The sequence below is a fragment of the Pseudomonas paraveronii genome (assembly GCF_963681955.1).
Classification (GTDB): Bacteria; Pseudomonadota; Gammaproteobacteria; order Pseudomonadales; family Pseudomonadaceae; genus Aquipseudomonas; species Aquipseudomonas paraveronii.
Window position 1 is genome coordinate 1 of record NZ_OY817130.1, and the last position, 11,950, is coordinate 11,950.

Consider the following 11,950-nt stretch of genomic DNA (forward strand, 5'->3'; position numbering starts at 1 on the left):
GTGTCAGTGGAACTTTGGCAGCAGTGCGTGGAGCTTTTGCGCGATGAGCTGCCTGCCCAGCAATTCAACACCTGGATCCGTCCGCTACAGGTCGAAGCCGAAGGCGACGAGTTGCGTGTCTACGCACCTAATCGTTTTGTTCTCGACTGGGTCAACGAGAAATACCTGAGCCGCGTTCTCGAATTGCTCGATGAACATGGCAACGGTCTCGCGCCCGTGCTCTCTCTATTAATAGGCAGCAAACGTAGCTCCGCCCCTCGCGCTGCGCCGAATGCGCCATTGGCGGCGGCTGCGTCGCAATCCCAGGCGGCGACCGCACCGGTCAACAACACGCCAGCGCCTGCGCCGACAGCTTCGAAATCGTCGGCTCAGAAAAACGCGCCGGCCAACGAAGAGCCGTCCCGCGACAGCTTCGATCCGATGGCGGGTGCCAGTTCCCAGCAAGCACCGGTTCGCGCCGAACAGCGCACCGTGCAGGTTGAAGGCGCGCTCAAGCACACCAGCTACCTCAACCGTACCTTTACCTTTGAAAACTTCGTCGAGGGTAAATCCAACCAGTTGGCCCGCGCGGCCGCCTGGCAAGTGGCGGACAACCCCAAGCATGGTTACAACCCGCTGTTCCTTTATGGTGGCGTTGGCTTGGGTAAGACGCACTTGATGCATGCGGTGGGTAACCATCTATTAAAGAAGAACCCGAATGCCAAGGTGGTGTACCTGCACTCGGAGCGCTTCGTGGCTGACATGGTCAAGGCCCTGCAGCTCAACGCTATCAACGAATTCAAGCGGTTCTACCGTTCCGTGGATGCCTTGCTGATCGATGACATTCAGTTCTTCGCGCGCAAGGAACGTTCCCAGGAAGAGTTTTTCCACACCTTCAACGCCTTGCTCGAAGGCGGCCAGCAGGTCATCTTGACCAGCGACCGCTACCCGAAGGAAATCGAAGGCCTGGAAGAACGCTTGAAGTCGCGCTTTGGCTGGGGCCTGACCGTGGCTGTCGAGCCGCCGGAACTGGAAACCCGCGTAGCGATCTTGATGAAAAAGGCCGATCAGGCGAAAGTCGATCTGCCACACGACGCCGCGTTCTTCATCGCCCAACGCATTCGCTCCAACGTGCGTGAGCTGGAAGGCGCACTCAAGCGGGTCATCGCGCACTCGCACTTCATGGGCCGCGACATCACCATCGAGCTGATTCGCGAATCCCTGAAAGACCTGCTGGCACTGCAGGACAAACTGGTGAGTGTGGATAACATCCAGCGCACCGTGGCCGAGTACTACAAGATCAAGATTTCCGACCTGCTGTCCAAGCGCCGTTCGCGTTCGGTGGCTCGTCCGCGTCAGGTGGCCATGGCACTCTCCAAAGAGTTGACCAACCACAGCCTGCCGGAAATCGGCGATGTCTTCGGTGGTCGCGACCACACTACGGTCTTGCACGCATGCCGCAAGATCAACGAACTTAAGGAATCCGACGCGGATATTCGCGAGGACTACAAGAACCTGCTGCGTACACTGACTACTTGATGACACCAGCGCAGCTTATTAAGGCAAGGGACTAGACCATGCACTTCACCATTCAACGCGAAGCCCTGTTGAAACCCCTGCAACTGGTCGCAGGCGTCGTCGAGCGCCGACAGACCTTGCCGGTACTTTCCAACGTATTACTGGTTGTCGAAGGCCAGCAATTGTCCCTGACCGGCACCGACCTGGAAGTCGAACTGGTGGGCCGTGTTCAACTGGAAGAGCCCGCTGAACCTGGCGAGATCACTGTGCCCGCGCGCAAGCTGATGGATATCTGCAAGAGCTTGCCCAACGACGCGCTGATCGACATCAAGGTCGATGAGCAGAAGCTGGTGGTCAAGGCCGGTCGCAGCCGCTTCACCTTGTCGACCTTGCCGGCCAATGACTTCCCGACTGTGGAAGAAGGCCCGGGTTCGCTGACCTGCAGCCTGGAGCAAAGCAAACTGCGCCGTTTGATCGAGCGCACCAGCTTCGCCATGGCCCAGCAGGACGTGCGTTATTACCTTAACGGTATGTTGCTGGAAGTATCGGAAGGCATTATTCGCGCCGTGGCCACCGACGGTCACCGCCTGGCCATGTGTTCGATGAAGGCCGATATCGGTCAGCCGGACCGTCACCAGGTGATCGTGCCGCGCAAAGGTATCCTCGAACTGGCGCGCCTGCTCACCGAGCCGGACGGCAACGTCAGCATCGTCCTGGGCCAGCACCACATCCGCGCCACCACCGGCGAGTTCACCTTCACCTCCAAGCTGGTTGACGGCAAGTTCCCGGATTACGAGCGCGTACTGCCTAAAGGTGGCGACAAGCTGGTGGTCGGTGATCGCCAGGCCCTGCGTGAGGCGTTCAGCCGTACTGCGATTCTGTCGAACGAAAAGTACCGGGGTATTCGCCTGCAATTGGCCAACGGCCAACTGAAGATCCAGGCCAACAACCCGGAGCAGGAAGAAGCGGAAGAAGAAGTGGGCGTCGACTACAACGGCGGTTCGCTGGAAATCGGCTTCAACGTGAGCTACTTGTTGGACGTGCTGGGTGTGATGACCACCGAACAGGTTCGCCTGATTCTGTCTGACTCCAACAGCAGTGCGCTGGTGCAAGAATCCGACAACGACGACTCGGCTTACGTTGTTATGCCGATGCGTCTGTAATCATGCTCAGCAGAAGCTAGATGTCCCTCAGTCGCGTCTCGGTCACCGCGGTGCGCAATCTGCACCCGGTGACCTTCTCCCCCTCCCCCCGCATCAATATCCTCCATGGCGCCAACGGCAGTGGCAAAACCAGCGTGCTGGAAGCCATCCATTTGTTGGGGCTTGCCCGGTCTTTCCGCAGTGCCCGCCTGTTGCCGGTGATTCAGTACGAACAACTGGCGTGTACGGTGTTTGGCCAGGTCGAGTTGGCTGAAGGTGGCCACAGCAGCCTGGGGATATCCCGTGATCGCGGCGGCGAGTTTCAGATTCGCATCGACGGACAAAATGCTCGCAGTGCGGCGCAGTTGGCGGAAATTCTGCCGCTGCAGTTGATCAACCCTGACAGTTTCCGTTTGCTGGAAGGCGCGCCGAAAATCCGTAGGCAGTTCCTCGATTGGGGAGTGTTCCACGTGGAACCGCGCTTCATGGCCACTTGGCAGCGCCTGCAGAAGGCCTTGCGGCAGCGGAACTCATGGCTGCGGCATGGTACACTTGACGCCGCTTCACAAGCAGCCTGGGACCGGGAACTGTGCCTGGCCAGCGACGAAATAGATGAATACCGCCGCGCCTATATCAAAGCCTTGAAACCAGTCTTTGAGCAGACCTTGAGTGAGTTGTTGGACCTCGAAGGGCTAACGCTGAGCTACTACCGCGGTTGGGACAAAGAGCGTGAACTGAGTGCAGTGCTCGCCACGTCCTTGCAGCGGGATCAGCAAATCGGCCACACCCAGGCCGGCCCCCAGCGCGCTGATTTGCGTCTTAGGTTAGGCGCACATAATGCCGCGGATATCTTGTCCCGCGGCCAGCAGAAGTTGGTGGTGTGTGCATTGCGTATCGCCCAAGGGCACTTGGTTAGCCAAGCCCGGCGCGGTCAATGTATTTATCTGGTGGATGATTTGCCGTCAGAACTCGACGAGCAACACCGCCGCGCGTTATGCCGCTTGTTGGAAGACTTACGCTGCCAGGTGTTTATCACCTGTGTAGACCACGAATTATTGAGGGAAGGCTGGCAGACGGAAACGCCAGTCGCTTTGTTCCACGTGGAACAAGGCCGTATCACCCAGACCCACGACCATCGGGAGTGAAGGCATGAGCGAAGAAAACACGTACGACTCGACCAGCATTAAAGTGCTGAAAGGTTTGGATGCCGTACGCAAACGTCCCGGTATGTACATTGGCGACACCGATGATGGTAGCGGTCTGCACCATATGGTGTTCGAGGTGGTCGACAACTCCATCGACGAAGCTCTGGCCGGTCACTGCGACGACATCAGCATTATCATTCACCCGGATGAGTCCATCACCGTGCGCGACAACGGTCGTGGCATTCCGGTAGACGTGCATAAAGAAGAAGGCGTTTCGGCGGCAGAGGTCATCATGACCGTGCTCCACGCCGGCGGTAAGTTCGACGACAACTCCTATAAAGTCTCCGGCGGTCTGCACGGTGTTGGTGTGTCGGTGGTGAACGCACTGTCTAAAGAGCTGATTCTAACAGTGCGCCGTAGCGGCAAAATCTGGGAACAGACCTACATCCATGGTGTTCCACAAGAACCGATGAGGATCGTTGGCGAGAGTGAATCTACCGGTACGCAGATCCACTTCAAGCCATCGGCTGAAACCTTCAAGAACATCCACTTTAGCTGGGACATCCTGGCCAAGCGGATTCGTGAACTGTCCTTCCTCAACTCCGGTGTTGGCATCGTCCTCAAGGATGAGCGCAGCGGCAAGGAAGAGCTGTTCAAATACGAAGGCGGCCTGCGTGCGTTCGTTGAATACCTGAACACCAACAAGACTGCGGTCAACCAGGTGTTCCACTTCAATGTTCAGCGTGAAGACGGCATCGGCGTGGAAATCGCCCTACAGTGGAACGACAGCTTCAACGAGAACCTGTTGTGCTTCACCAACAACATTCCACAGCGCGACGGCGGTACTCACCTGGTGGGTTTCCGTTCCGCACTGACGCGTAACCTGAACACCTACATCGAAGCCGAAGGCCTGGCCAAGAAGCATAAAGTCGCCACCACCGGTGACGATGCCCGTGAAGGTCTGACTGCGATTATTTCGGTGAAAGTACCGGACCCCAAGTTCAGCTCCCAGACCAAAGACAAGCTGGTGTCTTCCGAAGTGAAGACCGCCGTGGAACAGGAGATGGGCAAGTACTTCTCCGATTTCCTGTTGGAAAACCCGAACGAAGCCAAGCTGGTTGTCGGCAAGATGATCGACGCAGCACGTGCCCGTGAAGCGGCGCGTAAAGCCCGTGAGATGACCCGCCGCAAAGGCGCGCTGGACATCGCCGGCCTGCCGGGCAAACTGGCTGACTGCCAGGAGAAGGACCCTGCCCTCTCCGAGCTGTACCTGGTGGAAGGTGACTCTGCTGGCGGTTCCGCCAAGCAGGGTCGTAACCGTCGCACCCAGGCCATCCTGCCGTTGAAGGGTAAGATCCTCAACGTTGAGAAAGCGCGCTTCGACAAGATGATTTCTTCCCAGGAAGTCGGCACCTTGATCACGGCGTTGGGCTGCGGTATTGGCCGCGATGAGTACAACATCGACAAGCTGCGTTATCACAACATCATCATCATGACCGATGCTGACGTCGACGGTTCGCACATCCGTACCCTGCTGCTGACCTTCTTCTTCCGTCAGTTGCCGGAGCTGATCGAGCGCGGCTACATCTACATCGCTCAGCCGCCGTTGTACAAAGTCAAAAAGGGCAAGCAAGAGCAATACATCAAAGACGACGACGCCATGGAAGAGTACATGACGCAGTCGGCCCTGGAAGATGCCAGCCTGCACCTGAACGACGAAGCGCCGGGCATTTCCGGAGCGGCGCTGGAGCGCCTGGTCAACGACTTCCGCATGGTCATGAAGACCCTCAAGCGTCTGTCGCGCCTGTACCCGCAGGAACTGACCGAGCACTTCATCTACCTGCCGGCCGTGAGCCTGGAACAGTTGGGCGATCACGCAGCAATGCAGGATTGGCTGGCCCAGTACGAATTGCGCCTACGCACCGTCGAGAAATCCGGCCTGGTCTACAAAGCCAGCCTGCGTGAAGACCGTGAACGTAATGTGTGGCTGCCTGAGGTCGAATTGATCTCCCACGGCCTGTCCAACTACGTCACCTTCAACCGCGACTTCTTCGGCAGCAACGACTACAAAACCGTGGTCACCCTGGGCGCACAACTGAGCACCCTGCTGGACGACGGCGCTTATATTCAACGTGGCGAACGCAAGAAGCAGGTCAGGGAATTCAAGGAAGCCCTTGACTGGCTGATGGCCGAAAGCACCAAGCGTCACACTATCCAGCGCTACAAAGGTCTGGGCGAGATGAACCCGGATCAACTGTGGGAAACCACCATGGACCCGGCTCAGCGCCGTATGCTGCGCGTGACCATCGAAGACGCCATCGGCGCAGACCAGATCTTCAACACCCTGATGGGTGATGCGGTCGAGCCTCGCCGTGACTTCATCGAGACCAACGCCTTGGCGGTGTCTAACCTGGATTTCTGATCAGGTGTAGGAACTCACAAAAGCAGCTGAATTTCACACTATGCTGCTTTCGCCGCGCTACAAAAAAGGCCAACCCCTGCGGGTTGGCCTTTTTTTGCCTGTATTTCCAGGTCCTCCGTTGAATTGCCACTTTGCACACATAGATGGTTCGGCTAATCCTCACCGGCTAGCTGACCATCGTGAAGAGAGCCCGCCAAATTGCGGGCTTCTTTTCGCGTCCAATCTGGCCCCCTATTGCGTGACCGACCCACCCCAATCCGCTGGATTGGGGTGTTTTTTTGGATGATTCATCCAGTCACCGACGGTTTATCGCCTGGTTGAAGCAGCCTAATCTCGATTCTCCATCGATTCGTGAAGGAGCTTCCCCCATGGCAGACCATTCCATTAAAGGCAAAGTTGTTCTCATCGCTGGCGGCGCGAAGAACCTTGGCGGCCTCATCGCCCGTGATATGGCCGCACAGGGCGCCAAGGCTGTCGCGATCCATTACAACAGCGCCGCGTCCAAGGCTGATGCCGACGCCACGGTTGCCGCCGTCCAAGCCAGCGGCGCGCAGGCTGTCGCGCTTCAGGGGGATCTGACGACGGCCGGCGCCGTCGAGAAGCTGTTCGCCGATGCCATCGCCGCCGTCGGCAAGCCCGATATCGCCATCAACACCGTTGGCAAGGTGCTCAAGAAGCCGATGGCCGAGGTGAGTGAGGCCGAATACGACGAGATGAGCGCGGTCAACTCCAAGACCGCTTTCTTCTTCCTAAAGGAAGCAGGTAAGCACCTCAACGACCATGGCAAGATCTGCACGATAGTCACGTCGCTGCTGGGTGCCTTCACACCGTTCTATGCCGCCTATGCTGGCACCAAGGCGCCGGTCGAACACTACACCCGCGCGGCCTCCAAGGAATTGGGCGCCCGCGGCATCTCGGTGACGGCGGTCGGTCCTGGCCCGATGGACACGCCGTTCTTCTACCCGGCCGAAGGCGCCGACGCGGTGGCCTATCACAAGACCGCCGCGGCGCTCTCGCCGTTCAGCACAACGGGTCTGACCGACATCGAGGACGTGGTGCCTTTCATTCGCCATCTGGTCAGCGACGGCTGGTGGATCACGGGCCAGACCATTCTCATCAATGGCGGCTACACCACCAAGTAAGTCCATTATCCGCAGCGTGATCCTCATCGCCTTCCGCTGCTGGGGCGCCGTACAATCGACGCAGAGCAGGCTGACGTTGGGACCATCGGCAGGGCAGATACATGGACAGATTCGACCAGTACCGCGTATTCGCCCAAGTGGCCGCGATGGGCAGTTTCATCAAGGCCGCCAACGCGCTGGAGATGCCACGAGCGTCGGTGTCTGCGGCCGTCCAGCAGTTGGAGACCCAACTGGGCGTGCGCTTACTGCATCGCACGACACGACAGGTACGCCTGACACCCGATGGGGAGCAATTGCTCGGTCGCGTGCGCTCGGTGTTGACCGACGTCGAAGATATCGACCAGTTGTTCCAGGCCAGCCAGCGGCAAGTCTCCGGCCGGCTGATCGTCGATGTGCCCAGCCGCATCGCCCGCCGCGTCATCGCGCCAGCGCTGCCCGGCCTGTTGCGTCGTCACCCCCAGCTTCAACTGATCTTGGGTTCGACCGACCGGGCCATCGATCTGGTGCAGGAAGGTGTGGACTGCGCGGTGCGCGTTGGTGCGCTGCATGACAGCAGTCTTGTGGTGCGGCCGCTGGGTCAGATTGCTTTGATCAATTGTGCGAGCCCGGCTTACCTGCTTGAGCATGGAGAGCCTCAGCAGCCTGCGCAGCTACTCGACGGACATTGGACCATCGGCTATGCATCGCCGAAGTCGGGCAGGGAACTGCCCTGGGAATATCTGTCCGGCGACGGCAGCGTGCAGCGGTTCGACGTGCCAAGTCGGGTGATCGTAAACAATGCCGAGAGCTACATCGCTTGCTGCCTTGCAGGGCTGGGGCTGATCCAGATCCCGCGTTTCGACGTCCAGCACCTGCTGGACTCAAGGCAGTTGGTGGAGGTCATGTCGACCTACCGTGCATCTTCGATGCCGGTATCCCTGCTCTACCCGCACCGCCGGCAGCGTTCGCAGCGACTGGATGTCTTCCATGAGTGGTTTGAGGCGTTGATGCGACCTTACTTAGATAACCACCACGCCCCTGTGCCGTAACGCAAAATGCTCCACGTGGAACATCGGCATTTTTAACCCGATGAGGCGGCCGCCACACTCTCCAACCGGTAGCCGTATCCATAGATCGTCAACAACTGCCAACCCCGATCCGCGGTCAACCCCAGCTTGTTCCGCAGCCGATAGATATGTGTGTCCAGCGGACGGGACGAGACCATTTCTTCATGGGTCCAGAATCGTTCATACAGATACTCGCGAGACAATGGGCGAGCCAGGTTTGCGAACAGGCAACTGGCCAGGCGGTATTCGCGTTCGGTCAGGTTGATCGGTTTGCCCGCGCGGGTGACGGTCAATTCGGCATCGTCAAAGGTCAGGTCGTTGAAGTTTTGCACTTCAGGGGTCGCCGACTTTTGCAGGCCGTGGCGACGTAGAACGGCGCTGACCCGGGCTTTGAGTTCATTCGGGCGAAAGGGTTTACTGACGTAATCGTCGGCGCCGCTGTTCAGGGCGGTGACGATATCGCTCTCGGCATCACGGCTGGTGAGCATGATCACCGCCGGGGGCGACTCCATGTGTTCACGGGTCCAGCGCAGCAGGGCGAGACCGCTGATATCGGGCAGTTGCCAGTCGAGGATCAGCAGGTCGAAGGTTTCCCGACGCAGTTGGCGCAGCAGATCATCACCGCGTTCGAAGCAATGCACAGACCAGGGCTGTTCCAAGTTGCTGGGGATCTGTCGCAGTGTCTGTTCCACCCGCTGCAATTCAGCGGGTTCGTCATCCAGTATTGCGACACGCATGGGTAGGTCCTTTCAACTTGAAATATTTCAGCTATCGGCCGGTCGAAGAGCGGGCGTCCTTGCTGCGCGAATGCCGGTCATTGAATCTGAAGAATTGTGGTCAGATTCAACGAGCCTTGGGATCTCTCGGTACGCTCATATCAACGGGCCGTTAATGCTTTGAAAAACCGTGTGGCTCAAGGGGAAAGATACCGACTCCCGTGCGTAAGGAAAAGGATCAGTGCTACTGGCATTGCATAGCCGTGCGCGCAGCTGATACTGCGCCCCGATGTACGGTATGTTTCAACCAACGCATTCAGGAAAACCCCTGGGGCGATCAAAATGAGCTTCACTGGGTTCAGCACCACACCGCGCACCACCTGGACGGAGAAACCGGGTCTATGACATCTTCAACTATCCATTTTCAGCAGCGGTGCGGGTTCCCGGCGGTCGCGCTGTGACGCTGTGGCGCAAGGCCGAAAAGCGCCAGCCCACGCAAGCGCAACTCTTGTTCCACGGTCTGGTCCGCGAGTGGTTGTGGATTGGCCTGGTGTTGCTGCCCTTCACCGCGTATCTGTCTTTAAGCTCGAGCCTTGCCTTTAACAGCCCGTTGTATGACAGCCTTCGCCGTCTGACTCCCCTGCCGGTTGATCCGCGTATTTTGCTGGTGACTATCGATGACCAAAGCCTGAAGAAGCTGGGTCAATGGCCCTGGCCCCGCAGCCTGCATGCGGACTTGATCAACCGTCTGAGCGCGGCCCAGCCGACGGCGATCTTGTTCGATGTGATCTTCAATGACGCGGGTAACGCCGCCGATGACCAGCGACTGGCGAATGCAGTGTGCAACGCCGGCAACGTTCTGCTGCCCCTGGAACGCGATGGCACCGCGAGCTTAAGCCCGGCAGGCGAGCAGCTGTTACCGCTGCTCAAGTGTGCCAAGGGGCTGGGCCATATCAATGTCGAAGCAGACAGCGACGGTGCTGTCCGTAGCCTGTATCTGCGCGAAGGCCCGCCTGGGAGCACCCTCCCGCAGTTGGCGTGGCAGGCGTATAGGTTGAGCGGGCAAACCGCGCAAATGCCTGGGCGCAGCGAGCAACCCAACACTCAGCGCTGGCATCGGGAATTTAGGGTTCGTGTCCCGTTCACGTCTGAGCAACATGCGTTTCCCAGTGTGTCCTATGTCAGCGTATTACACGGCGAAGTGCCGGCCGAGTTGCTGCGTGATCGCCTGATCCTGGTGGGCGCGAGCGCCTATGGGTTGGGTGACCGTTTTGTGACGCCGCTCTCCTCCACTCCGGATACCACAGCGGGCGTGGAGATCCAGGCCAATGTGCTCAACGGCTTGCTGCAGGAGCGCAGCATTGTCGATCTCCCCGGCTGGCTCGCGGCACTGATTGCAACCGCCTGGGTGGCGTTGCTGCTGGGCCTGTTGTTGTACCGTCCGCGCTACGCCCTGTGGATGACCTTGGGGTGCATGGCCGGCGCATTGCTCGGCGCGTGGGCGCTGTTACGCCTTGGTCACTGGTGGTCGCCCGCCGCGTGCCTGATCGGCTTGTTGCTCAGCTACCTGATCTGGAACTGGCGCCGCTTGAGCGTGATCCTCGCGTACTTTGGCTGGGAACTGGCGCGACTGGACAACGAACCCAAGGTGCTGCCCGAGCGCCGCCGTGCGCCCGCGAACAAAGGCGATGTGTTGCAAGGGCGCATCTTTGCGCTGGAGCAGGCCGTTAGCCGGACCCGTGACACCCGACGCTTCATGGCCGATGGCCTTGAATGCCTACCGGTGGCGACCCTGATCACCGACCCCAGGGGCAACATTCTGTTGGCCAACCGTATTGCCCGCGAAGTATTCGGTAATGATCTGGTCAACGAAAACCTGCTCGAACAACTCGCCGACCTGGGCTATCCGCCGCTGCATAACGGCGTGCGCCCGGCCCTGTCAGCCCTGGAAATCGTCGAGTTCCGTGACATCCACCAACGCAGCCTGCGCATGGAAATCGCGCCCCTGCTGCCCGCCGAAGGTGATATCGCCCTCGGCTGGTTGCTTAGCCTGACCGACTTGAGCAAGGAACGCGAAGCCCAGCAACACCGCGAAACCATGCTGCGCTTCCTGTCCCACGACCTGCGTGCGCCGCACTCGGCGATCCTCGCATTGCTGGACGTGCATAACGCTGAGTCCCCGGTGTTTGCCCAGATCGAGCAGCAGGTTCGACGCGCCTTGAGCCTCACCGAATCGTTCGTACAGCTAGCGAAAGCCGAGGCTGACGGCTACCACTTCCAGCCAACCCTGTTTGCCATGCTGGTGATGGATGCGTTTGACCAAGTGGCGGTGATCGCCCAGCTCAAGGGCATCCAGTTGGTCAACGACCTGGATGAGGCGGATGAAGGCATGGTGTCGGCCGATCAATCCCTGCTTACCCGCGCATTGTTCAACGTGCTGGAGAACGCGATCAAATACTCGCCGTCCGGCACCACCGTGAGGTTGAGCCACAGCAGCGCGCAAGGTTGGTTGGAATGTCGCATCAGCGACCAGGGCGCAGGCATTGCGGCAGAGGACTTGCCGGAACTGTTCAGCCAGTATCGCCGCTTCGATTCCGCTCAAGGCAGTGAAGGCCTTGGGCTGGGCCTGACCATGGTCAAGGCCGTCGTGGAGCGTCATGGTGGCCGTATCTGCTGCGAAAGCGTGGTGAGCAAAGGCACCACATTCACCTTGCAACTGCCTCTGCTGGAAGACTGACAAAACGGGCTTTTGCGCTGTGTATAAAAAACCGGTCTCAAGGACCAGTTTCTTTATGCAAAAAAATACTTATGCACGGTTTTAGTATTTTTATGAGTTCTGG

The 11,950-nt window shown here is 58.9% G+C and carries 8 protein-coding genes; 7 read left to right on the forward strand and 1 reads right to left on the reverse strand.

Features of this window, described 5'->3' with window-relative positions; genetic code table 11:
• The 6 genes from dnaA (at position 1) to U5A08_RS00030 (ending at position 8,376) form a co-directional block, all read left to right on the forward strand.
• The gene (dnaA, locus tag U5A08_RS00005) at positions 1-1,518 is read left to right on the forward strand and encodes a chromosomal replication initiator protein DnaA (RefSeq protein ID WP_253400234.1); all 1,518 of its coding nucleotides are present in this window, start codon (positions 1-3) and stop codon (positions 1,516-1,518) included.
• A gap of 38 nt (positions 1,519-1,556) precedes the next feature.
• A complete protein-coding gene (dnaN, locus tag U5A08_RS00010) occupies positions 1,557-2,660 on the forward strand; it encodes a DNA polymerase III subunit beta (RefSeq protein ID WP_169876573.1) in 1,104 nt (367 codons plus the stop codon).
• Between the two features lie 20 nt (positions 2,661-2,680).
• Positions 2,681-3,784, forward strand: a complete 1,104-nt coding sequence (recF, locus tag U5A08_RS00015; protein WP_010565854.1) for a DNA replication/repair protein RecF — start codon at positions 2,681-2,683, stop codon at positions 3,782-3,784.
• 4 nt (positions 3,785-3,788) lie between these two features.
• The gene (gene gyrB, locus U5A08_RS00020) at positions 3,789-6,206 is read left to right on the forward strand and encodes a DNA topoisomerase (ATP-hydrolyzing) subunit B (protein WP_321849678.1); all 2,418 of its coding nucleotides are present in this window, start codon (positions 3,789-3,791) and stop codon (positions 6,204-6,206) included.
• Positions 6,207-6,574: 368 nt separating this feature from the next.
• Positions 6,575-7,348, forward strand: coding sequence for an SDR family oxidoreductase (locus U5A08_RS00025; RefSeq protein ID WP_321849679.1), 774 nt, complete (start codon positions 6,575-6,577; stop codon positions 7,346-7,348).
• A gap of 101 nt (positions 7,349-7,449) precedes the next feature.
• Positions 7,450-8,376 (forward strand): LysR family transcriptional regulator, encoded by a 927-nt coding sequence (locus U5A08_RS00030; protein ID WP_321849681.1) that lies wholly within the window; start codon positions 7,450-7,452, stop codon positions 8,374-8,376.
• 32 nt (positions 8,377-8,408) lie between these two features.
• Here the strand turns inward: U5A08_RS00030 and U5A08_RS00035 are convergent, their stop codons facing one another.
• Positions 8,409-9,131, reverse strand: coding sequence for a response regulator transcription factor (locus U5A08_RS00035; RefSeq protein ID WP_253400238.1), 723 nt, complete (start codon positions 9,129-9,131; stop codon positions 8,409-8,411).
• 436 nt (positions 9,132-9,567) lie between these two features.
• Here U5A08_RS00035 and U5A08_RS00040 point away from each other — a divergent pair, with 436 nt between their 5' ends.
• Positions 9,568-11,847: a CHASE2 domain-containing protein gene (locus U5A08_RS00040; RefSeq protein ID WP_321849683.1), complete on the forward strand. Its 2,280-nt coding sequence runs from the start codon at positions 9,568-9,570 to the stop codon at positions 11,845-11,847.
• Positions 11,848-11,950 lie beyond the last annotated feature (103 nt).

Excerpts from the sequence above, each read along its gene's own strand:
- dnaN (WP_169876573.1), top strand. The coding sequence starts at position 1,557 with ATGCACTTCACCATTCAACGCGAAGCCCTGTTGAAACCCCTGCAACTG.
- recF (WP_010565854.1), top strand. The coding sequence starts at position 2,681 with ATGTCCCTCAGTCGCGTCTCGGTCACCGCGGTGCGCAATCTGCACCCG.
- gyrB (WP_321849678.1), top strand. The coding sequence starts at position 3,789 with ATGAGCGAAGAAAACACGTACGACTCGACCAGCATTAAAGTGCTGAAA.
- U5A08_RS00025 (WP_321849679.1), top strand. The coding sequence starts at position 6,575 with ATGGCAGACCATTCCATTAAAGGCAAAGTTGTTCTCATCGCTGGCGGC.
- U5A08_RS00030 (WP_321849681.1), top strand. The coding sequence starts at position 7,450 with ATGGACAGATTCGACCAGTACCGCGTATTCGCCCAAGTGGCCGCGATG.
- U5A08_RS00035 (WP_253400238.1), bottom strand. The coding sequence starts at position 9,131 with ATGCGTGTCGCAATACTGGATGACGAACCCGCTGAATTGCAGCGGGTG.